This window comes from Flavobacterium sp. (genome assembly GCF_027533505.1).
Taxonomy (GTDB): domain Bacteria; phylum Bacteroidota; class Bacteroidia; order Flavobacteriales; family Flavobacteriaceae; genus Flavobacterium.
The window spans coordinates 1-22765 of the sequence record NZ_JAPZUB010000015.1 but is presented as its reverse complement, the minus strand read 5'-3'; the positions used below and the strand labels follow the sequence as shown (position 1 = coordinate 22765).

The 22765-nt window shown below is 41.9% G+C and carries 26 protein-coding genes and 1 other RNA gene; 19 read left to right on the top strand and 8 right to left on the bottom strand.

The features are described 5' to 3' along the window. Position 1 precedes the first annotated feature (1 nt). Positions 2 to 1291, top strand: a complete 1290-nt coding sequence (creD, locus tag O9316_RS04225) for a cell envelope integrity protein CreD (RefSeq protein ID WP_298204993.1) — start codon at positions 2 to 4, stop codon at positions 1289 to 1291. Between the two features lie 154 nt (positions 1292 to 1445). On the opposite strand, the gene O9316_RS04220 is transcribed toward creD, so the two are convergent. The 3 genes from O9316_RS04220 to O9316_RS04210 form a co-directional block, all read right to left on the bottom strand. Then, the gene (locus O9316_RS04220; protein WP_298204994.1) at positions 1446 to 2885 is read right to left on the bottom strand and encodes an MFS transporter; all 1440 of its coding nucleotides are present in this window, start codon (positions 2883 to 2885) and stop codon (positions 1446 to 1448) included. A gap of 209 nt (positions 2886 to 3094) precedes the next feature. Then, the gene (locus tag O9316_RS04215; protein ID WP_298204995.1) at positions 3095 to 5194 is read right to left on the bottom strand and encodes a glycoside hydrolase family 97 protein; all 2100 of its coding nucleotides are present in this window, start codon (positions 5192 to 5194) and stop codon (positions 3095 to 3097) included. 79 nt (positions 5195 to 5273) lie between these two features. Beyond that, a complete protein-coding gene (locus O9316_RS04210; RefSeq protein ID WP_298204996.1) occupies positions 5274 to 6476 on the bottom strand; it encodes an NAD(P)-dependent oxidoreductase in 1203 nt (400 codons plus the stop codon). A gap of 208 nt (positions 6477 to 6684) precedes the next feature. On the opposite strand from O9316_RS04210, the gene O9316_RS04205 reads away from it, so the two are divergent. Both O9316_RS04205 and ssrA read left to right on the top strand, forming a co-directional pair. Then, a complete protein-coding gene (locus O9316_RS04205; protein WP_298204997.1) occupies positions 6685 to 7872 on the top strand; it encodes a serine hydrolase in 1188 nt (395 codons plus the stop codon). Between the two features lie 65 nt (positions 7873 to 7937). Then, positions 7938 to 8335: a transfer-messenger RNA gene (gene ssrA, locus O9316_RS04200) on the top strand. A 52-nt stretch (positions 8336 to 8387) separates the two neighbouring features. On the opposite strand, the gene O9316_RS04195 is transcribed toward ssrA, so the two are convergent. Beyond that, positions 8388 to 8765: a hypothetical protein gene (locus O9316_RS04195; RefSeq protein ID WP_298204998.1), complete on the bottom strand. Its 378-nt coding sequence runs from the start codon at positions 8763 to 8765 to the stop codon at positions 8388 to 8390. Positions 8766 to 9060: 295 nt separating this feature from the next. Between O9316_RS04195 and O9316_RS04190 the strand changes: the two genes are divergently transcribed. Genes O9316_RS04190 through O9316_RS04175 form a run of 4 tightly spaced genes read left to right on the top strand, consistent with a single transcriptional unit; the run spans position 9061 to position 11861 of the window. After that, entirely contained in the window at positions 9061 to 9657 is a 597-nt protein-coding gene (locus tag O9316_RS04190; RefSeq protein ID WP_298204999.1) for a hypothetical protein, read from the top strand. Beyond that, positions 9654 to 10706, top strand: coding sequence for a HAMP domain-containing sensor histidine kinase (locus O9316_RS04185; RefSeq protein WP_298205000.1), 1053 nt, complete (start codon positions 9654 to 9656; stop codon positions 10704 to 10706). The genes O9316_RS04190 and O9316_RS04185 overlap by 4 nt, the downstream gene beginning before the upstream one ends. A 3-nt stretch (positions 10707 to 10709) precedes the next feature. After that, the gene (locus tag O9316_RS04180) at positions 10710 to 11360 is read left to right on the top strand and encodes a response regulator transcription factor (protein ID WP_298205001.1); all 651 of its coding nucleotides are present in this window, start codon (positions 10710 to 10712) and stop codon (positions 11358 to 11360) included. A gap of 60 nt (positions 11361 to 11420) precedes the next feature. Beyond that, positions 11421 to 11861 carry a hypothetical protein gene (locus O9316_RS04175; RefSeq protein ID WP_298205002.1) on the top strand — a complete coding sequence of 147 codons (441 nt, stop codon included), beginning with the start codon at positions 11421 to 11423 and terminating at the stop codon, positions 11859 to 11861. Here O9316_RS04175 and O9316_RS04170 read toward each other — a convergent pair. Beyond that, entirely contained in the window at positions 11858 to 12172 is a 315-nt protein-coding gene (locus O9316_RS04170) for a rhodanese-like domain-containing protein (RefSeq protein WP_298205003.1), read from the bottom strand. The two genes, O9316_RS04175 and O9316_RS04170, sit on opposite strands and share 4 nt — an antisense overlap. Positions 12173 to 12320: 148 nt before the next feature. On the opposite strand from O9316_RS04170, the gene O9316_RS04165 reads away from it, so the two are divergent. From O9316_RS04165 to O9316_RS04145, 5 genes are all read left to right on the top strand, one after another. Next, positions 12321 to 12782 carry a MarR family transcriptional regulator gene (locus O9316_RS04165; protein WP_298205004.1) on the top strand — a complete coding sequence of 154 codons (462 nt, stop codon included), beginning with the start codon at positions 12321 to 12323 and terminating at the stop codon, positions 12780 to 12782. Positions 12783 to 12788: 6 nt separating this feature from the next. Beyond that, positions 12789 to 13421 (top strand): NAD(P)H-dependent oxidoreductase, encoded by a 633-nt coding sequence (locus tag O9316_RS04160; protein ID WP_298205005.1) that lies wholly within the window; start codon positions 12789 to 12791, stop codon positions 13419 to 13421. A 27-nt stretch (positions 13422 to 13448) separates the two neighbouring features. Continuing rightward, complete coding sequence (locus tag O9316_RS04155; protein ID WP_298205006.1) at positions 13449 to 14012, top strand: YceI family protein; 564 nt, start codon at positions 13449 to 13451, stop codon at positions 14010 to 14012. Between the two features lie 73 nt (positions 14013 to 14085). Further along, positions 14086 to 14670, top strand: coding sequence for an aminodeoxychorismate/anthranilate synthase component II (locus tag O9316_RS04150; RefSeq protein WP_298205007.1), 585 nt, complete (start codon positions 14086 to 14088; stop codon positions 14668 to 14670). 210 nt (positions 14671 to 14880) lie between these two features. After that, a complete protein-coding gene (locus tag O9316_RS04145; protein WP_298205008.1) occupies positions 14881 to 15231 on the top strand; it encodes a hypothetical protein in 351 nt (116 codons plus the stop codon). Between the two features lie 129 nt (positions 15232 to 15360). On the opposite strand, the gene yaaA is transcribed toward O9316_RS04145, so the two are convergent. Next, positions 15361 to 16122, bottom strand: coding sequence for a peroxide stress protein YaaA (gene yaaA / locus O9316_RS04140; protein WP_298205009.1), 762 nt, complete (start codon positions 16120 to 16122; stop codon positions 15361 to 15363). A 157-nt stretch (positions 16123 to 16279) separates the two neighbouring features. Here yaaA and O9316_RS04135 point away from each other — a divergent pair, with 157 nt between their 5' ends. The 3 genes from O9316_RS04135 (at position 16280) to O9316_RS04125 (ending at position 18420) form a co-directional block, all read left to right on the top strand. Continuing rightward, positions 16280 to 16819 carry a hypothetical protein gene (locus O9316_RS04135; protein WP_298205019.1) on the top strand — a complete coding sequence of 180 codons (540 nt, stop codon included), beginning with the start codon at positions 16280 to 16282 and terminating at the stop codon, positions 16817 to 16819. A gap of 126 nt (positions 16820 to 16945) precedes the next feature. Next, a complete protein-coding gene (locus O9316_RS04130) occupies positions 16946 to 17299 on the top strand; it encodes a four helix bundle protein (protein WP_298205010.1) in 354 nt (117 codons plus the stop codon). Between the two features lie 62 nt (positions 17300 to 17361). After that, on the top strand, positions 17362 to 18420 hold the full coding sequence (locus O9316_RS04125; protein WP_298205011.1) for a nucleoid-associated protein: 1059 nt from the start codon (positions 17362 to 17364) through the stop codon (positions 18418 to 18420). Between the two features lie 60 nt (positions 18421 to 18480). Here O9316_RS04125 and O9316_RS04120 read toward each other — a convergent pair whose 3' ends face one another. Beyond that, positions 18481 to 18615, bottom strand: coding sequence for a hypothetical protein (locus O9316_RS04120; RefSeq protein WP_298205012.1), 135 nt, complete (start codon positions 18613 to 18615; stop codon positions 18481 to 18483). 214 nt (positions 18616 to 18829) lie between these two features. Between O9316_RS04120 and O9316_RS04115 the strand changes: the two genes are divergently transcribed. The 4 genes from O9316_RS04115 (at position 18830) to fic (ending at position 21245) form a co-directional block, all read left to right on the top strand. Beyond that, on the top strand, positions 18830 to 19366 hold the full coding sequence (locus O9316_RS04115) for an STM3941 family protein (RefSeq protein WP_298205013.1): 537 nt from the start codon (positions 18830 to 18832) through the stop codon (positions 19364 to 19366). A 347-nt stretch (positions 19367 to 19713) separates the two neighbouring features. Then, entirely contained in the window at positions 19714 to 19968 is a 255-nt protein-coding gene (locus O9316_RS04110) for a DUF6364 family protein (RefSeq protein WP_298205014.1), read from the top strand. Next, positions 19958 to 20389, top strand: coding sequence for a PIN domain-containing protein (locus O9316_RS04105; protein WP_298205015.1), 432 nt, complete (start codon positions 19958 to 19960; stop codon positions 20387 to 20389). Before O9316_RS04110 ends, O9316_RS04105 begins: the two co-directional genes overlap by 11 nt. 298 nt (positions 20390 to 20687) lie before the next feature. After that, complete coding sequence (gene fic / locus O9316_RS04100) at positions 20688 to 21245, top strand: protein adenylyltransferase Fic (protein WP_297515469.1); 558 nt, start codon at positions 20688 to 20690, stop codon at positions 21243 to 21245. Between the two features lie 422 nt (positions 21246 to 21667). Here fic and O9316_RS04095 read toward each other — a convergent pair whose 3' ends face one another. After that, entirely contained in the window at positions 21668 to 22381 is a 714-nt protein-coding gene (locus O9316_RS04095) for a hypothetical protein (RefSeq protein WP_298205016.1), read from the bottom strand. Positions 22382 to 22765: the final 384 nt, after the last annotated feature.

Genomic DNA, 22765 nt, shown 5'->3' with positions numbered 1-22765 from the left:
TATGGAACACCAAGATCACGAAATGAAAACTTTCTTTCAATCCAACACCGCCAAAATGATGATGGTTGGATTTCTTACACTTGTTCTTCTCATCCCGCTTTTCTTTGTGCAAGACCTCATTGCCGAACGAAGCCAACGAAAACAAGAAGTCATTACCGAAACCACTGCCAAATGGGGCGGCGAGGTCTTTTGCTACGGTCCCCTACTCAAAGTACCGTATTACGACAACACTACAAAACAACTGCAAACGGCTTACTTTTTTCCCGACAAACTCGCTACCGCCACCGATGTAAAAATGGCACGTACCCTCAAACGCAGCATCTACAAAGCCAATGTCTTTTCGGCAACGATCACTTTTGAAGGTCGGTTTTCAAACCCCGATTTTAAGTCGCTACAAATTGCCGAAGAAAACATTTATTGGGAGGAAAGCCAAATCGTATTCCGAACCACCAATGTAAGCAGTATCAATAGTGAAGTGAAAATAGGAATCAACGGTCAAAAATACGCCTTCGAACCCACTGCAAGTGACAAACCCAACGATTCTGTGGCAACCCTCGAAAGCGCTCGGCTCCCCATAGCAATACTCGCGGGACAAACCTTCAAAATGCAATTGAAGTACAACGGAAGTCACGCCCTCAGTTTTGTTCCTGTTGGCAAAACAACCCAAGCCACCGTAAATAGTGATTGGCATTCCCCCAGTTTTTCGGGCTATTTTTTACCGGGAACCCAAACCGTGTCGCCTCAAGGATTCCAAGCGAAATGGAACATACTCTACTTCAACCGTCCGTTCAACCAACAGCAGTTTGGCACTTTACCCGACTTGAGCAAATACGCCTACAAAGTCGACCTGATCACCCCCATCGACGAATACCAACAAAACGAACGGGCCTCCAAATACGGGTTCCTGGTCATCGGTCTCACCTTTTTGGTCTTTTTCCTCATTCAAACGATGAGCAAAATCAACATCCACATTTTTCAATACAGCATGATTGGCATTGCCCTAGTCCTCTTTTATGCCTTGCTCATCTCCATCACCGAACACAGCAGTTTCACGCTAGCCTACGCCATTGCAGGCACCGCCATCGTGAGCATGATAACGCTCTACGCCTATTCCATCCTCCAAAACCGAAAATTCCCCATGCTCATCGGAGGCGCCTTATCGCTTATCTACGCTTTCCTTTTTGTGATTATCCAACTCGAAGATTATGCCTTACTGGTAGGCAGTATCGGCCTGTTTGCCATCCTCGCGGCCGTCATGTTCTTTTCGCGTAACATTGATTGGAGCAAGTAACCCGTGCGCGCCACCACCGTAGTCCTGCTATCCGCGCTACACGCCTCCCTTCGTCCGGCGGGGTAGCCAGCTTCTATCAGGGCTAATGTAGAAACGACAAAACTCCGAAAGAACCCAGTTCCTTCGGAGTTTTATAATGAACAATGAATACCTTTTAATGGCCGCTGCTCACCGAGGTGTCAAAGGCAATACCCTGCTTTTTCAAAATACGAGTGACTTGCCATGCATAGAACGCTAAGTAAGCAAAACACCCTACACCTACGATATAACTCGCGTGAATGGAAACTACATCGGCCAAATACCCTTGCAACAAACTCACCAAGCCACCGCCCATAATCATCATAATCAAAAAGCTACTGCCTTGCGAGGTATGTTTGCCCAAACCGCTAATCGCCAAGGTAAAAATACAGGGCCACAACGTACTGCAAAACAATCCTACCGAAGTAAAAGCATATACCGAAACCATACCGTGGGTAACCATTCCAATGGCCAAAGCGGTAATCCCAAGCATAGAGAAAATAAACAACATCCGCGCGGGATTTCCTTTACTAGCGATGTCGGCAACAATTAATACCAAAATCACCGCACCGTAAATGTAGAAAGGTGTCAAATCGTGATTCATCAATCGGTTGACGCCTAAAAAGACTCCAAAAGCCAAATAAGGTGCGATAAAACGCAACACTTGCCGCAGATCCATATTTTCGGTAAATGCCTCTACAGCGCCCGTCCAACGGCCAATCATTAAACTTGCCCAATACAATGAAATATACGGGGCAATATCTTGTGTTTTAAATCCCAAATCCTTTTCCATATAAGCGGGCAAATTACTCGCCGTGGATACTTCAACCCCTACATACACAAAAATAGCAATCATGCCAAGCACCAATTGCGGGTAATGCAACGCCGAATTACGCGGTGTGGTACGCACTGTAATTTCTTCCTCAACCACAGCCGCAGGGCGATCGGGAATACTCGATAACTTTAGCAATAAAGCTACTAGTAAAAAGGCAGCACCCAACACCAAATAAGGAATTTTTACACTTTCAATATCCATAGTTGCTTCTTTGGCGGTGGGTGCCCCAAAGATGGCAAAACTCACCAATAAGGGTCCGATAGTCGTTCCTAAATTATTTATCCCTCCAGCCAACGTAAGCCGTTGCGAACCCGTATGTAATGGTCCTAGCGCAATGGCCAACGGATTGGCCACGGTTTGTTGTAATGAAAAGCCGAACGCCACTACAAACAAGCCGGTGAGCATTAAGGGAAATGATTTTGTATTGGCGGCAGGGTAAAACAACAAAGTACCGAGAGCCGAAATGGTTAACCCCAAGGCTAAAGCATTTTTATATCCAATACGGTTGATGACATCGCCTCCTGTAACATACGAAATTAAGAGGTAAACGATTGACCCTACGGTGTAGGCAATGTAGAAGGCAACTGACACCAGCTGACTCTGCCAATTTTCTAGAGTAAATGCATTCTTGAAAACAGGAATTAAAATATCGTTACTCGCCGCTACGAATCCCCAAAAAAAGAAGACACTGGCAAGAGGCACAAATTGCGCCCAATTGGTTTGAGTAGAAGGACTACGCATAAGGTTTGTTTTTTGGTTTAGGTTTTAAAGATATTGAATTATTATGAAAAGCAATTCCCCTAGCCCGGATAGCAACGGAAAGCCCGCGCGTGGGGACGGCTATTGTTGACCCAACGGCCGTAGCGACTTTGGGAGCTCACGGACTTTGGTAGTCAAAAAAGCCGGAACGAGCGCGGCTTGCAGTGGATAGCCGGAATAGCTCCTGAACCTTACGGAAGGGGTTCAAAACTCACTGCGGTTCCTCCGCCGGGTGCCAAACGTAGGGTTAATTTGGTTTTGGCCGTCACCGTCATGGTTTTGATTTCATACGCTTTGGGATTGGTTTTCCAGTCGGCGTCTTTGGCATCCTGGTAGAGAATGGCTTTGTATTTTTGGCCGGGGGTTAAGAAATCTAATTTGACCGTACTTGTTCGAGCATTTTCATCAGTGATGGCGCCCAAAAACCAACGCTCGCCATTTTTTTCTTTGCGGGCTACGGTGAGGTAATCCCCTGGCTCGGCGTCCAAATACTTCGAATCTTGCCAATCGACGGCAACGTCTTTGATAAATTGGAAGGCATCGAGGTGGCGTTCGTAGTTTTCGGGTAAATCGGCAGCCATTTGCAAGGGCGAATATAGGGTTACATACAAGGCGAGTTGCTTGGCGAGGGTAGTGTGCACCTGCTCCGATTTGGATTTGTCGTAGTAACTCATTTTGATTTCAAAAATCCCAGGGGTATAGTCCATTGGGCCACCCAACAAACGGGTAAAGGGCAAAATCGTTTCGTGCATGGGCGGATTGCCTACACTCCAGGCATTGAATTCATTACCGCGTGCCGCTTCGGCAGCGATGTAGTTGGGATAGGTTCGATGATAGCCCGTAGGTCGCGAACTTTCGTGTGAATTGACCATAAGTTTGTAATCGGCAGCCCGACGGGCCACAAAATTATAATGGTTGATCATGGTTTGACCGTCGTGAAACTCGCCCCGTGGAATAATACGTCCTACATAGCCTGATTTTACCGCGGGATACCCGTAATCTCTCATGAGCTGGAATGCACGGTCGAGGTGGCGCTCGTAATTGGCTACCGAACCCGAGGTTTCGTGATGCATAATCATTTTAACCCCTTTGGCTTTGGCATAGGCATTCACCGCTTTTAGGTCAAAATCGGGATAGGGTGTAACAAAATCAAACACATCCTCTTTCCAATTCCCAAACCAATCTTCCCAGCCGGTGTTCCAACCTTCGACCAAAACCCCATCAAAACCGTGTTGGGCGGCAAAGTCGATATAGCGTTTTACATTTTCGGTGGTGGCTCCATGGCGTCCTGAGGGGTTGAGGGATCCATCGGCGGCGTTTTGCGCATTTTGCGACCCGGCGTAATCCCAGGTTGATTTTCCAACATGCATTTCCCACCATACCCCGACGTATTTCATAGGTTTGATATAGGACACATCGCTGATTTTACAGGGGTCATTCAGACTGAGAATCATGCGTGAAGAGACGATTTTTCGGGCATCATCATGCACAAAGATGGTACGCCAAGGCGATACGGCTGGGGTTTGCAAATAAGCTTTGTCACCCAACGCATTGGGAACGAGATGCGACGTTAAGCGGTACGTGCTGGGTTGTACCTCCAAATGCATCACGGGATAATTGACCACGGCGGCTTCAAAAATATTGAGGTAAAGGCCTTGCTGCGTTTTCATCATCAAGGGCGACTGCACGCGTTGATTACTGCGGATGGTTTTTAATCCAATACCGTTATTCATATCGATTTTTGCCCCGTCGATATCGGCAAAGAGGGTTTCGTTGTAAGCATATTCCTGACTGTCATAGTCGCCGGGAATCCAGAACGTTTTATGATTGCCATTCAAATTGAACTGCGTCAATTCGTCTTCAATGACAAAATAATTGAGTTGTGGTTGCTTGGGAAATACATAGCGAAAGGCAACTCCTTCGTCGTAAACCTTAAATATAAGGGTAAGCAAACGCCCCGTGGCAGCTTGTCGAAGGGCTACGGTGAGTTGGGTGTAGTGGTTGGGAATTACGGCGGTTTCGCCCAACACCGGCGACCAAGGTTCGTTGATGACGTTGGATTCTGTTTGCACCACTTCAAAGCCTTCGGTTAGTGCGGGCAGGTCCTTGATTCGCACACCCAAGGTCGACGGAAGAACGACATCTTGGGTTTTAAACCGAACACTATAGGCCGGTTGTCCTTTGTCGGTTACTTGAAAAGTAAGGGCAAGGTCGCCTCCTGGAGCGGTGACCGTTTGGGCTGATGTTGTGGCTAGAATGAAAAAGCCAAGCCATCCATAAAGACGTTTCATACAATTGCATTTAAAACGCTAAAGATACCATAACCGAGGGAAATAAAAAATCCCGAGTGCGAACTCAGGATTGTATTTTTTAATTTCCGTCTACATAATCTTGTAGGTATGCAAATCGCGGCGTCAACTGTCCGTTTTCGGTCATTTTGGCACGCTGTAGAATGCCGTCTTTATCGCCGTTAAAAAAGGCAGGGACAACATGTTCCATAAACATTTCGCCAAATCCTTCGCTGGCATCTTTGGGCAATTCACAGGGTAAGTTATCGACCGACATAACCATTATCGCTCCGGGATGCGTGTAGGGTACTTCACGATGTTCTTGCGGTAAGTATCCCATAAATGGATCGGCGATGGTCGTTGCACGGGTGGTACACGCAATGGGTCCGTTTACATCACACGAAATATCAGCAACCACTTTGAGTTTGCAATCGTGTGCTTGCAACATGGCTTGGGTGAGTATATCGGGGGAACCGTTGGCGTGAAAATGACCTGCCATAAACACATCGGCTACTTTGGTAAATCGCTCAAAATGGGAAGTATACGCTTCGGGATGGTTATAAAAGTCATTTTTACCAAGGTTTTGACCGTCCAAACGAACGTTGTAATCCATCACATCAATATGCGTATACACCGGTTCTGTGTAGGTTTTGGTCAAGAAATCATCGACCGAAACCGACTTCATTTTCATGCCGTCTAACATTTCTTTGGCGCCCATGCCAACCTTTCCTTTACCCGTCAACACAATTTTAATGTTGGGCAGTAGGATACGCTTCAACCGCGCAATAAGGTCGTCTTTACTTTGAAGCGTTTCGGCTTTAGGAAGGGTAAACAACTCGTATTTGATGCCAAATCCTCTAAATCCATTATAGGCCCCTACAATCCCTGCATATCGCCCAAATCCGATAAGTCGTTTGTTTTGGGCATCGACAATCGTTTCGTGATCATAGAGTTCGATATTTTTAGCTAAAATAGCTTGCAACAAGGCACGATTGTAAGGTTGTTTTTTGATGGTATGCGAGAAAAAGAAGTACTTTTTTCCGGGGAGTAAAGCGTCTACGGGAATTTCTTTAACGCCGAAAAGCACCTCACAATCATGCATCTCGGTGGTTACTTCCAATCCTAACGATCGGTACGCTTCATCGGGAAAGACGCGAATATCGGAGGATTCAACCTTAATGCGAACATCAGGATGGGTTTGTTGTAACCGTACCAATTCTTCAGGAGTAAAAACCACGCGACGATCGGGCGGTGACTTGCGTTCTTTAACGATACCAAATACCATAGCTATAGCCTATTTTAGATTGAATGCGCCCAAAAGTACGGGTAACGAAATCGATTTCAAAACTTTTCCCAAAAATTCAATTTATGTTGGCTCCTTCAGTATCAATCGTTTAGAAAAGATGTTAATAATTTTGTTAGTTATTCGCTTATTTCAAAAACAAAAGCGCGTTCACGGTCGTTATATTTGTTTTTTTTCGAACAAATTCATCATGCGAAAGCACTATTTATATACGGTAGTAACCACTGCATTGCTCTTCATTGGTTGTCAACAATCGGGGGGACAGCAAAAGGCGCATGTAGGCCCAGAATATGCTATGGTTCCTGCGTCCGATTCGTTACCAAAATTGGCTGAGAGTTATAAAAATGCCAAGCGAAACGAAATCGAGAAATACATCAAAAAGTTTTTCAACAACCAATTTGAAAACATTTGTTTTTTGGTGGCCAAAAATGGCGAAATCATCTACGAACGCTACGAAGGCTATGCCGATAAGGAGCAAAATGTTCTCAATGCTGAGGACACGCCATTGCATATCGCTTCGGTCAGTAAAGTATTGACGGCGACGGCTGTTTTAAAACTTATCGATGCCAAGAAACTCACATTGGATCAAAAATTGACCACTTTATTTCAGGGTTTTCCCTACAAAGACGTGACCATTCGCACCCTTTTAAACCACCGCAGTGGCATGAAAAAGTACAATTATTTTTGTGATGATGCCAAAATATGGGGGCGGAAGAAGACTTTGACGAATAAAGACTTGCTGCACATTTTGATGACCAAAAACATCCCATTGGAAACCAAAACCGATACGCATTTTAGTTACAACAACACCAATTATGCCTTATTGGCCTTAGTCATTGAAAAAGTTACGGGTAAAAAATACCGTGACGCCATGAAAGAAATCATTTTCGATCCGCTGGGCATGACCCATACTTTTGTTTTTGATGAGGAAACGCCGAAAGAAAAAGCGACACCTTCGTACAAATACAATTATGTGAAATATGGTTTTGATTTCTTGGATGCGGTGTACGGAGACAAAAACATTTACTCCACGCCGAGGGATTTATTAAAATTTGACTTAGCCCGCAACGCGCCAGGATTTTTGAGTCCCGAGCTTCTCGAACAAGTCTTCAAAGGCTACAGTTATGAGGCCAAGGGTGAAAAAAACTATGGGTTGGGCATTCGTTTACGGGAATGGGCCACGGGACAAAAATTATTTTACCACAACGGCTGGTGGCATGGGAACACGTCGAGTTATATCTCGCTACGGGAGGAAAACACAGTCATTATTGCTTTATCGAATAAGTATACAAAGAAAACCTATCAGCTGAAAAACTTATCGGCTTTGTTTGGCAATTATCCTTTTGCGCTTGGCGATACGGCCACAAATGGGGACTAAACAATTTTTCATTTTCTAGGAACTTTACGTACCTTTGCAGTCCCATTTAGAATTGGGTTCACTTTGGGGTCGACTGGTTTTGACAGCAAGTGGAATTGAATCGTAAGCACGTCGAGCCTTGTACTTTTGGCTCGTTAATCCAAAGGTACGACTTTATAAACGGCGAAAATAATTACGCTTTAGCTGCTTAATCCGAAGTTTAGTACGATAGGCCTAGTCTCGTCAAGGACGAGAAGCTAGATTCACCTCAAAAGCCTTGGTTTATGGCGGTTGGTACAGGTGAACCGTAAAAGTAAACCTAGGAAAGGTAAGGCTTTAAATCCTTTCTGACACTGATCAAGCTAAGCAAAAGGTGGCTGTTCTTGGCCTTGCTTTTTGTCGAAAATTCAATCAAGAACTAAGCGTGTAGAAAGCTATTGGATTGCTTGTTTGGACCCGAGTTCGATTCTCGGCGACTCCACAAAAAAAGCCTGCTCAACAAAGAGCAGGCTTCTTTTTTCAAACAAAAACAACTACTAAAGCATCGTAGTATTTCGTATGACCTTCGTTTTTTGGAAGGTGTCGATTAACAATTGGGCTTTTCCCCACTCCTGTTTCCGTAAGGGTTTGCGGTACGTTCCCCCGTTTAAAATATGAATTTTCAATACTTTTCGAATACGGGTATGGATTACAGAGTACATGATGAGTCCCACGGCCACCAAAAGCAGTCCATAAAACAACCACGGAAACGGAAAACAATAGACGCTCCCGAGTCCCACACTCCATCCCCCGAAAAAGAAGGCAATATTCCCCCGAAAATCAACTTCGGGCTCGACCTCTATCGCCAACACGGTAGCTAAGGGAAATGACTTCCCTGCTACACAAACAAATTCATTTGCAATTATTCCAAGCATTGTACTCAAGCGATTGTTAGGGCAATTGTGTTTGAGATTCCCCTTTAACACACGACAAAACTAGTATGTTGCTGCCCAAACCCTTGTAGAACTTGACCGCTTGTGACGTAGAATTATTACGCACCACTCCATGTTCTTCGGAGTGCATTTTTGCGAAATCACTTACAGAATGGGATGTCAGCCCAATTTTCCGAACAAATTCTACATAAAAAATGCCGATTGTTCTACAAAAAAAGTACGGAATGCCAATACCTTTGCCCCCGTGATAAAAAAACGCTAAACAAACGTTAAGACTATGCAGAGCTTGTGGCACTTTCTAAATAATTGGATGCAGTCCAAAAGAAAAATTATTCATTTTGGACTTTTGGCTTCGGTTATTGTACTGCAACTTATTGTTGTGATTTTTTGGTGGATGGCTCATGAGCAAGAATCGCAACGCACAAAATCCTTTGAGCAATTGGCCAAATTACAGGAAGGTGAGCGACTTTCGGACGAGCTATTACAATCCATTCGCGTAGTACAACAGTCCAAAAAATCAGATCACAAAGCAACTTCGGCGCAAATCGAAAAAATAGAGCAATTACTTGACCGTATGCGTCAAGTATACAAGCAAAATAGCAAGGGAACTGTTCCCGCTTCGTTTACCCCTTTACATCAATGGGCACAAACAACTTCTCCCGAATTAGGGCTGCCCAGCTGGGAACCCTTTGATTATAAAGAACTGACGGAATCTGTGAAAGTCGATTCGATTATTTCAAAAGATAAGGTCAAACGAAAAGGACTCTTGGCGCGTTTGGGTGATGCGATTAGTGGTAAAATCAATGTGCAAAAAGAGCAATTGAAATCATCATCAGTTACCGCACCGATGAAGGCATTAAACATGGGACCGTGAAGGAAATCATGGATCGTATTTTGAAATCAGCCGTAGCGCATTACGAAAAGCAGCGTGCCCATGCAAACCCTACCCTAGGGGGAAATCCCTCCGGAAATCCCCACGATGTATCGGCGTTAACCCTTGCTTTTTTAACCGATTACGAAGCACTACTCGGACAAAAAATAACTACTCAAAACAACATTATCCTACAAATGGAGCGTGATCATGCGCTTTTGCAACGTTATTTAATCGTTGGATTAATTCTATTATCGCTTCTTATTTCCTTGATTTTATATCGTTTTACGGTTCGCGCGTTTAAATTCCAAAACCGTATTGAAACCGCACGTCGTCAAATTCAAGAAAACTTAAACTTCAAGAATCGTCTCATCAGTTTGTTAAGCCATGAGGTGCGCTCACCCTTGGGCAGTATCGTGTTGTATAGTAAAAGTGTACAACAAACCGTAAACGACCCTGAAATTCAGGATACCTTCAATTCGATTCAATACAATGCCAATTCCTTGCTCGTGCTCACCAATCAAATTCTCAACACCCTTCGCAATGAAAAAGAAGTTACACATCTTGAGCCCGTGCCGTTTTTATTGGATTATGAAATAAAAATGATGGGGCAATCGTTGACCCCATTGGCTGAAAACAAAGGAAATCGATTGAACAATGTACGTCGCATTCCAGAGGACTTGATGGTAGAAGCGGATCGGGTGAAATTGGGGCAATTGTATTTCAACCTGATTGGCAATGCCATACGATTTACCGAAAACGGAACTATTGACGTGTTTTCGGCGGTAAAACCCGATCGAGACCCAAACTTTTATTGGCTTCGCGTTTACATTCGCGATAATGGTACGGGGATGCAAAAGTCGCTTTTGGACTCGGTATTGGACGATTCGTTTTACCAAAACAATCAGTTTAAAATCAATCAAATTAGCACCGGACTAGGCATTCATTTATGTCGTGAAATCATTTATAAAATGCAAGGCCGTTTTTATATTAAAAGTGCACCCGGTGTTGGCACACAACTCTTTTTCACCCTACGAATTGCAAAATGCTAGCCCATGAAAACATTTAAAAAATACCGAATCCTCTTGGCCGATGATCACAGTGTGGTTCGGCAAGGCATTGCCTTGTTGTTGCGCGAAATGGTGCGGCAACCCGAATTGTTGCATGCGGCATCGTATGCGGCCACATTAGACTGTATTCGCACTGCTGAACCCATCGATTTTCTTTTTCTTGACATTAATTTTCCCGACGGCAACAGTACGCGGATGGTGCAAGAAATTCGAGAGATCATGCCTGATATTCGCATATTAATTTTTTCCGCCTTGGAAGAAGATACGTATGCCTTGCGGTATTTGAATGCGGGAGCCAATGGTTTTTTGAGTAAACTGGCCAATGACGAAGAATTGCGGTATGCTATTAAGTATTTTTTGGAGCATGGTAAGTACATCAGTGCGCCTATGAAAGAGAAAATCATTGACAATTACATGCAAAAAATCCCCATAAATCCCTTGGATCAACTTTCGGATCGCGAATTAGAAATTGCCCGCTTACTGATCAAAGGATTTGGAAATTTGGAAATCTCCATTCTCAAATCCTTGCAAAAAACAACCGTGAGTACCTACAAAAAAAGGATTTTTGAAAAACTGAATATCGACAACTTGCCCGCGCTGATTGAAATTTTTAACTCCTATGATACCGAAGCATAATTTGAAGTAGGGTAAAACCAAAGGAAACTTGTTTTCGTATATATCGAAAATGCCCCAACGATGACCACCTACCCCATAGCACAACATGCTGTGCATTTGAGTAAGAAATTTGGACTCATTACCCATGAGCAAGTACTTCTATTGAAAGGACGGCAACAAGAAAAAATAGCGTTACAGACGATTTCAAGCGTACATTTAATTAAAAAACGCACCTATGCCATCAACTATATGATGGCGCTGTGCGTTGTATTACTTTGGACGGTAATGGGGTGGAATGCCGCAACTTTACCCTTATGGGGTAGTATAGTTATGGCCGGATTGGGAACCGTTTTGGCTGGGTATGCCGCAGTGTATCGATTTCATGGGTATACCCTTCGCATTCGAAGAAAAAACTTGCCAGAAGTTACCCTCCAAACCACCCAATGGCATCACGCAGAAATCAAAACATTCTATACGGTTTTGTGCCAGAGAACGAGGGAAAAACACCGTGCTGGAAATTAAGGCGCTACCACCTCTCCGCGCCATTGCATCATGCCGCCTTCCAGGTTGAAGGTTTGCGCAAAACCCATTTGATCCATAATCTGACAAGCTTGAGCACTTCGCCCGCCTGCTTTGCAATACACATAATAGTTTTTTTGTGGATCCAATTCCTGCAAGCGGTAAATAAATCCTTGTCCTTTGTAAATATCATTCAGGATTGCCCCTGGAATAATCCCTTCTGCCCATTCTTCTTCCGTACGGACATCTAAAATAACAGCCTTTTCATCAGCAGCCAATTGTGCGGCCCAAGCCTCTTGCGATAAGTGTTGCATCGTATTTATTTTGATCCAAAAATACCACAAATCGGTACGCTTTCAAAAAAAGCACAGCAAAAGATTAACAAAAATATAACACACGTTTGTATATACAAATAAAATACATTGCCATACATTTGTACCTACAAATTTTGTAATTACAATTATGAAAATTGAAGAACTCATTCAATCCAGTGTAACGTTAAGCGATGCCAAACGGGTTATCCTCAATTTGATGGTGACGCAAAACGTGGTCGCAGAAAAGTTTTACGAGGTGTTAAAACCCTATGATCTTTCGGGAGAACAGTACAATGTATTGCGTATCCTACGGGGACAAAAGGGAAAACCGGCCAACATGTGTGTGATTCAAGAGCGCATGGTCACCAAAAACAGCAACACTACCCGATTGATTGACAAACTCCTGTTGAAAGATTTGGTCACGCGAAATGTTTGTCCCAACAACCGCCGCAAAATGGAAGTTTTAATTACCGACAAAGGGTTGGCCTTACTTGAAGAATTGGAGCCGGTGGTTTTGGCGCACGAACAACTTTTTGCCCAAAATTTGAGTCCAGCGGAAATCATACAATTGAATGACTTGTTAGAAAAATTTAGAACCCTTAATATGTAATTTGCTATGAGTGAATTTAATCAAAATGCCCGTTGGCGTTATGCCACCAAAAAATACGATGCCACGCGCAAAGTCAGTGACGCCGACATTGCCACCCTAAAAGAAGCCATCAATTTATCGGCTTCTTCCTATGGATTACAACCCTACAAAGTGATTTTTGTTGAGAATCCAACGCTTCGTGCCCAATTGCAACCCGCGTCATGGGGACAATCACAAGTGGTGGATGCGTCTCATTTGGTTGTATTTGCCAATGAGTTAAACCTTGGAAACGACCAAATTGATGCCTATTTTGAGAATATGGTGCAAACCCGTGGGATTGCTCTAAGCGATGTGCAAGGGTACATGGATTTTATGAAAAATATCATCAATGGCATCCCCGAAGAAGCACGCAATGTGTGGACTGCCAAGCAAACCTATATTGCTTTGAGCAATTTGATGAATGCGGCGGCCGAACTGAAAATCGATACCACACCTATGGAAGGATTTGATGCGCAGCAGTACAACCAAATCCTAGGCTTGAACGAACGCAACCTCAACGCTGCTGTGGTTTGTGCCATTGGCTACCGTCACAGTGACGATGCTACACAGCACGCTCCAAAAGTTCGCAAAAGTGAATCCCAATTATTTGAAACCCTTTAATTCAACACTAATTTAATATTTACAATCATGAAAAAATTAAAAACAATTGCCGTAGCTTTATTCGTAGCCACCGCTACCCTCGCATCAGCACAAAACAAGAAAATTGATGTCGCCAAAAGTAAAATCGAATGGGTTGGTAAAAAAGTAACCGGCCAACACAATGGCGTAGTGGACTTCAAAGGAGGTACCTTAATTTTTAAAGGAAAAAAACTGACAGGCGGTTCGTTTGTGGTAGATATGACTTCTATCAATGCTACTGATTTACAAGGCGAATACCAAGGTAAATTAAACGGTCACTTAAAGGCAGATGACTTCTTTGGAACCGAGAAATATCCAACTTCAAAATTGGTTTTCAAAAAGTTGGTTGACAAAGGAAACGGCACGTATGTGGTAACAGCCGACTTGACGATCAAAGACGTCACAGCTCCTGTAACCTTTGAATTAAAAGTAAACGGTTCAACCGCAACGACGAGCTTTAAAATCGACCGAACCAAATACGGGATCAAATACGGTTCAGGAAGTTTCTTTGACAACTTGGGCGACAAAACCATCAACGACGAGTTTGATGTAACGGTAACGATTCAGTTCTAATTCCGAATTACAACCCCATCATAGCCTCAGTTTGCACTGGGGCTTTTTTATTTTTCTCCCTATCTTTGAGGCCATGAAGCCGATTTTACTCCTCGACAACTACGACAGTTTTACCTACAATTTACTGCATTACATGGAAGCCCTTGGTGCGCCCGTAGTGGTGTATCGCAACGATGAAATTACACTGGAAGACGTAGCTGCTTTTGACCACATCGTCCTTTCTCCCGGTCCCGGATTGCCCGAAGAAGCAGGAATATTGAAAGCGGTAATCGCACGTTATGGTGCCGAAAAACCCCTATTAGGCATCTGTCTTGGCATGCAAGCGATAGGTGAAGTGTTTGGTGCTAAACTACAGAATTTAAACACTGTACATCATGGAGTGGCTACAACAATCGAAGTTGTAGATCCGCAGGACATCCTTTACCAAAACCTCCCGCAATCACTGTCCGTGGGACGCTATCATTCGTGGATTGTCGATCCGGCCACCCTTCCCGAAACCTTGGTGGTAACCGCTCAAACTCCTGAGGGTCACCCCATGTCTATGCGCCATAGGAGCCTGCCGATTTACGGGGTTCAATACCATCCTGAGAGTATTTTAACACCCCTTGGAAAAACCATTTTACGCCATTGGCTGACTGCTTTTTATTTTAAACAATAACTTTATTAAAAAATAGGCTACTCATTGAATTACAAAATATTATAAATTCAATATAGATTTTACTTATACCTACAAATAATCGTATTTCCTGACCCGTAACGCGGTGTTTTAATGCCTTTTTCGCAAGAAGTTATTAACATTATTTTTACATTAGCCATTGGTTTTATACATTTATTTCATATTCAATGAATTACATAAAATCGTTTTCTCATGGGACTATTAGACAACCAAAAGCGCAAAAAGGAAATTCAAGAACTCCAACGCAAGACGGAAGCCCTTCACACGGACATTTCCAAAGAGATTGAAGAATTATTGAACGAACTCAATAGTGAATTTGAAGCGCACCAAAAACAAGAAAAAGAATGGGAAGCGTTGCTTTTGGACTTGGCAAATAAACTGGATGCGCAAGAACGTTCTCGTTTAGAACAACTCGCCTATCACCTGAGAGCGATCAAACAATGTGCTCGTAAAGGAGTTGATGCGATGAAACAATTGTCCCGTGATCAGAAAAAAGCGGCCCAAGAAAACCGTCGTGATTACGAAGAATACTTGTATTTGTAAAAAAAATAAAAAAAATAGGTAGGGTAAAATTGCGGTGACTTGTTTTAGAAAAAAAACATGTAAGTCATACCGTTTTTTTGCACTCTAAATCAGAAAACCTCCGAGTAGTCCCCGGAGGTTTTTATTTGGTTAACGGGTAAAGACCAATTTCGTATCGGTACTTAACGAGGGGTCGTACGCATACCCTTCATAATGAAACCCTTGTAAGGCTTCTACGGTTTGGGCTTGAGTATCTAGGACATACCGCACCATTAAACCGCGGGCTTTTTTCGCAAAAAAGCTAATCATTTTCAACTTGCCGTCTTTATAGTCTTTGAATTCAGGCGTGATCACTCGGGCTTTGAGTTGCTTGGCATCTAGGGCGGAGAAATATTCTGTACTTGCCAGATTGAGCAGCAACTCCCCTTCCTCCATCGCGTCATTTAGCGACTGGGTAAGTTTCGGCTTCCAAAACGCATACAGGTCTTTTGCGTCCCCTACAGGCAATTTCGTTCCCATTTCCAAGCGGTAGGGCTGCATCAAGTCCAACGGCTTTAAAAGACCGTATAAACCCGACAAAATCCGCAACTGCGCCTGCGCCCGTAGCAATTGGTCCTCGGTTAAGGTATAGGCATCCAAACCTGTGTAGACCTCACCATCAAAAGCAAAAATCGCCTGACGGGCATTGGCTGTTGTCATCGCTGTGACGTCACGCCCTTGATTGCGCTCCCAATTTAGGGTGGCCAAAGCAGGTGAAATGTCCATTAAGGCTTGTAATTCGTTTGGTTTGAGTTTCTTCAAGACCTTGTCAATCGTTGCAGACGCTTTCGCAAAATCATAGGTCGTATTTTGAGCAAAGGGAACCGGTCGTTCAAAATCAAGGGATTTGGCCGGTGAAATAACCATCTTCATAGCATTATTTTTTAGCCTTTCAAAAATAGGAACTTTCCCTCGGACGTCCAAAAACCCTCCTCCCTTTGCGTTCAAAATCTTATCAACAATTGCCCTTTTCGGAAACCATTTTCTAAAATTAAATTTATCTTTGAACGCTCAAAAAAATACCCGTATGATGATCTATAAATTCCGAGCCATCTTGGACGCTGAAGACGATATTTTTCGCGATATCGCTATCGAAGACACCGCCACACTGGAGGATTTACACAATGCTTTGGTCAACGCTTTTGGTTTTGACGGGACCGAAGTAGCCTCGTTTTACACCTGCGACGACACGTGGAACCAAGAGGATGAGATTCCCATGTTTGATACCGGCGACACTCCTGGTGAAATGCGCACGATGGCCGACTTCCAGTTGCAAGACCTACTTCACGAGGACCAAACCAAAATCATTTATGTGTATGATTTTATCAGCATGTGGACGTTTTTGGTGGAATTGGCGGCAATTGAAGAACCTGTGCCGGGCGCTACGTACCCTGAATTGCTCTTTTCACATGGGGAAATGCCAGCGGAAGCCATGGAAAAACAATTTGAAGCCGAAGGGGATTATGAATCGTTCCATGATTTTGAAGACGATTTGGATGAAGATGATTTGAATCAGTTTGGAGACGAGGATCATTTTGAGGACTATGGATTTGAGGAAAATTGGAATTAGGCTACTGAGCTGCTAAGTTGCTGAGAAACTGAGCTGTTCAACTGCCAATAAAAACAAAACCGATTACAAATAGTTACATCTGGAAATTTCAAATCAAGTTGTCGTATCTTGGCAAAAATAGGAGCCATGAATACGTATCGAAATTTAATTATTTGGCAAAAAGCCATGAATTTAGTGACAACAACGTATGAAATTACCCTTCAATTTCCAAAAGCGGAGCTGTATTGCTTAACCGATCAAATGCGAAGGTCAGCACTATCCATTCCGTGTAACATTGCTGAAGGCAAAGCTCGAAATAGTAATAAAGATTTTATTCATTTTTTACGAATTGCCCTCGGTTCGCTTTTCGAATTCCAAACCCAACTCGAAATTGCTAAAAATATAGACTATATCAATCAAGAACAGTTCCAACGACTGTGGAATTTCAGTACAGAAATTGAAGTTATGTTGGTATCGTTCATCAAAAAAATAAATGTGTAATTTAATGCTGTGATCACCAGACTCAGTAGCCTAGTGGCTCAGCATCTCAGAAGCGAATAACTATGCTCAACTTATTTAACACCCATATCGACTCGTTATCCATTCACCGGGTGGGCAACAAAAGTCGCAATGAAAATGTATTCTTATCGGAGACGACCTACAGTTTGACCGACGAAATTGTGCCCTTGCTCAAAGAGTTCTTTTTTCGCTCTTTTCGGGAAAAAGAAGAGAACTATTTCCAGTTTGCCCATGATGTGGACTTGGAATACAACGAGATGTTCAATTTAGCCACCGAGGTATTTACCAACCCGGGCAGTGTGCATGACGTATCTAAAAAAATCACGCGCCACCTTTTTGAGCAATCCAATCATCCTCACATCAAAAACGGAGAAGTGTTTGTGACCTATTTGACCAACATTTCCATCGACAACCAAACTGTTGATGCGTTGGGGGTGTTTAAAAGCGAACTACGGACCGATTTTCTACAATTTGAAGAACGCGGCAGTAATTTGGAAATGATCCTTCAGGAAGGGATTAATCTCAACAAATTGGACAAAGGTTGTTTGATTTTTAATTACAAAAAAGAGGAAGGCTATAAAATTCTCACCGTCGACAGCAACCGGTATGATGCGCGGTATTGGTTGGAGCACTTTTTATCGGTCGATGCTTTTCAGGATGAAAATTACATGACCAAGAAGTACTTGAAGTTTTGTCAAGAGTTCGCCAAAGAAGTAGTATTCCCTGCCGAGGATAAAAAAGAAGAAGTGCTGTTCATGAACCGTGCGGTGAATCACTTTGCCAAAAACGACACGTTTGAAGAGACCAAGTTTTTGAATGAAGTGATTGAAAACCCCGATTTGATTCCTGAATTTAAGAGTTTCAAAGCCGATCGTGGTGAGAAATATAGCATTGAAGACGTCACTTCTTTTCCGATTGCCAACGCTGCCGTATCGGATGCGCGTCGTTCGATTAAAAATGTCATTAACCTCGACACCAACATACAAATCAAGTTGGACTTTGTCAATCCCGACAGTGCTGAAAAGTTTGTCGAAAAGGGTTGGGATGAAGAACGTCAAATGTATTACTACCTGGTGTATTTCAACAAAGAGCAGAAAAGTTAACACGCGTTTTAGTACTATGCCGAATGGACTGGGAATTGGAGTCGGCTTGCCCCCTAGCCCCTATTGGGGGATTAGTTGTCGGTTTTGGTTGTTGGTTGTCGGTTGTTGGTTGTCGGTTGTCGGTTGTTGGTTGTTGGTTGTTGGTTGTTGATTTTTGATATTGGGAATAATAGTGGTATTGTCGGCTGAAATCATGTCTTCAAAACAAGATAATTGTAGCTGATTGCGTGAAATTCCTTGTCCCGAAGCCTCGCGAATATGGCATGATTAAAGAAACAAAACAACTACTACTATACTTCCTAGGTTTTCCTATAGTTGTTGGAAAGGCTGTGAAGTTTTTTCTCGGGCTGACGTTAGGCCTTATATTTAGGGAACAACTACGAAACAAGGAAATATACAGAAATCGTACATGGAAAGAGTAGAAATTTATTCAAGTAAGAAAAAATCTTTGCTATTATTAATTGCTTCATTATTATTTGTTGTTGGTGGAATTTTTATGTTCATGAATGCTGAAAACTATACAGGTTACAGAGGAAGAAGTCCATTTTTCATAAAGACAATCGGAATCGCATCAGTTTTGTTTTTCGGATTAGGAATATATGTTTCAATTAGACAGCTTTTAGCGAACCAACTAATTCTAATAATCGACAAAAAAGGAATTAATGTTAATCCAAAAAAATCACATAATGAATTTATTGAATGGGAACACATAAATGGATTTTCAGAACTTAAAATAAAAAGTCAAAAATTCGTAATTATTGATGTGAACAATTCAGATTATTGGATTGAAAAAGAAGAAAATGGTATACGCAAAAAATTAATGAAATTTAATGTGAAAAATTTTGGTTCGCCTTTTAATTTATCAGCAAACTCAATGCAAATGAATCATGTAGAACTTATGAAAACACTAAACGAAAATTTGAATAAATATAAATACAACGGCTAACAGCCGTAACCTTTATACAACCCTTTCAAAATAAAATTTTTCAAAATAATTCGTAAAAAACAACCTCGTTTAAGCTCCCGAAACTACGGGGTAAGCGAGGTTGTTTTTTTAGTTGTAGTTCAAAACTCTAAAATTTGTAGGGCTGATAATCCCCGCCTCCGCGTTCCCAAAGCGTCGGGAATATTGCATTATTATAGATACAAAACAACTACTAGTATTCTTCCTTGGTTTTCCTATAGTTGTTGGAAAGGCTGTGAAGTTTTTACACGGGATGACGTTAACTGTCATTATAAACACGTGTTGTATTATTAAAAACAAATACGTATTTTTGTTGAAAAAGAAAAGCAATGAATACTAAATTAACATTGACAATCGAAAAAGAAGTCATTGAAATTGCTAAAGTATACGCCAAAGAAAAAGGACAAAGCCTTTCAGAAATGGTGGAAAACTATTTCAAGTTTGTTACTGTAAATCGAGCAAAAATCAAGGAAAAACAACTTTCTACTAAAGTTAGAAAGTTAAGAGGAATTATCAAAACTGATGATAATTTTGACTACAAACAAATTTTAACTGAAGAACTTTCTAAAAAATATGGAGTATAAACTTTTTGTAGACTCCGATGTTGTACTAGATTTTTTCACCGACAGAGAACCACATGCGAATCCTGCTAGTGAGCTTTTTGAACTCAATGAACAAGGAAGTGTCAAACTCTTTTTGTCTGCTGTTAGTATTAACAATATTTACTATATAGTTAGAAGATTTTTAGGACATAAAAAAACAATTGAAGTTATAGAAACACTGATAGAAATGACTGAAATCATTGGAACAAATAAAACAGAAATTGTTCAGGCATTAAAAAATGATTTCTCTGATTATGAAGATTCTCTTCAATATTCTTCTGCGCTAAACATAAAAGACTTAGATGCGATTATCACGCGAAATGTAAAAGATTACAGAAACTCTTCAATTGCCGTAATGACTCCGTTGAACTTCCTAAAAATGAAAGAGAAAAACGACGGTTAACCATAGTACCTGTTGCACAACCTGATCGCGCGGATTTGTAATCCGTGCTAATCCCCGCCTCCTCACTCCCAAAGCGGTGGGAATGCTGTATTTTTAAAAACATAAAAACAACTCCTCTTCTTCCTATGTTTTCTTATATTTGTGGGAAAGACTGTGCAGTTTTTTCACGGGCTGCCGTTACTAGCAAGCGTATGACACCTTATAAACGCTGCCATTTTGATTTAAAAAAGGAACCGCAATTTTAATCAAATGACAAATATTTAGAGTATTTTTGAATTTGAATAATAGATAGTTTCTAATGAAAAATATTGATGGAAAAAGTATAGAAAATGCCTTTCGCTTGTTCGATTCTAATGACATTCAAAAAATTGAAATCGGAACGACAAAAGGCTTATTACAAATACATCATTATCTATTTAATGGGTTGTATGATTTTGCTGGAAAAGTTCGAACTGTGAATATATCTAAAGGCGGATTTAGATTTGCAAATGCGCTCTATTTAAATGAAATTTTAATTAAGATTGAACAAATGCCAGAAAACAGTTTTGAAGAAATAATCTCAAAATATGTTGAAATGAATATCGCGCATCCTTTTATGGAAGGAAATGGTAGAACCATGAGAATCTGGCTTGATTTGATTTTAAAGTCAAGACTAAAAAAATTAGTTGACTGGCAGTTTGTAGATAAAACACTTTATTTACAAGCTATGGAGAGAAGTCCAATAAATGATTTAGAACTACGAACTCTATTAGGACAAAACTTAACCGATGAAATTGAAAATAGAGAAGTCATCTTCAAAGGAATTGAACAATCATATTATTATGAAGGGTATAAGAAAGAAGATGATGATGAATAATTTGCTTTTTAAAAACGCCTACTAGTAACAGCCGTACCCCTTGCCCAACCCCTCCAAAAAACGAAATCATATCACGCATATATAAAATAACGGCGTTTGTTCGAACACACTAATTTCTGATTATGTAGTCGTTAGACATTAGTCGTTAGACGTTAGTCAAGGAGGACATGTAAGCACGCCCATTTATAATTCAACACTTAAAATAACTTCAAAGAGGTCTTTTCTCTTGCTTCTTTGCTCTTTCTTCTCATCGGCAAGAATAGACGTTAGACATTAGTCGTTGGACGTTATTCAAAGAGGACGTGTTAGTACGCCCATTTATAATTCAAAATAGCCTAAAAAGGTCGCTGCTCTTGCTTCTTGCCTCTTTTTTTACTCTTTCTCCCCTACCAAGGCTTCTACTTATCCGCATCGGTATTTCTTTACATTCCTGTCGTGAAAAGAAAACAACAGGGGTTCCATACTCTGTCATTAACGACGATGGGATACGGTATTTGGGGGGTGGTGCGTATTTGGAGAAGGTGGGCAAAAACGAAAACGCGTGTGCCCACTGGAAAGGGTACAGACGTAAAGTCAACGGGTGTTGGAATGCCTTTTTGAATTGGGAACGAAAAGTTTTGCAACTGCCATTCGTTGGCTTGTTGTCCCAAAATCCAAAAGGTAAGAGTGTAGGAATGTGATGCATTTTCGTTTTTTAACAAAGCGTCCAATGCTACGGTTCCTGTAGCACTAATCGCTCTTTCGGGAGTAGGCATCCAAGTGATTCCGCCCGCTTCTTGGAGCGACAAGGGCGATTCGGAATTGAGTTCCCAGGTATTGCGTGGGTTGTCCTGACCGGAAGTAGTCCATCCCCCCGTCGGCATTAGGCTTTGCTCGGTAATGATTTTATAGATTACTCCTGTAAGTCGTTGATGCGCATAAGCATCGGCGCCGAGACTCCAAAGTGAATCCAATTGTGCCCGCAGTTGTTTCACTAGGGTCACGGCGGTGCCAAAATCGAGGGTCGTTTTTTTGGGATTGTCCTTTTTTTTCTTGTAAACAGGTTTGCTCTGTACGATTTTTTTCCCATTGAGGGTACGCACATACACCGGACCGATCATGCCTTCGAGTTGTTGGTTTTCGCGTAAATAAGCCATAATGCTACGAATTTTTGGTGTTGAGTAATCGGGTTTAATACGAATTTGAAAACTAAAATTACAATAAAATATTGAATTTCTCTTCAATATTTCATCATAATGCTCTCAATATGCTCTCGGGGTGCTTCCGATGTGCTCTCGATAAAAACAGGTTATAATCGGTAGCACATCGGTAGCACATCGGTAGCACATCGGTAGCACCCCGAACAACGTAGGTGGTAAAAGGGGATTTTGATTAACGATTGACGATTAACGATTAACGATTGACGTTTGACGATTGACGATTGACGATTAACGATTGACGATTAACGATTGACGATTAACGATTGACGATTAACGATTAACGATTAACGATTAACGATTAACGATTAACGATTAACGATT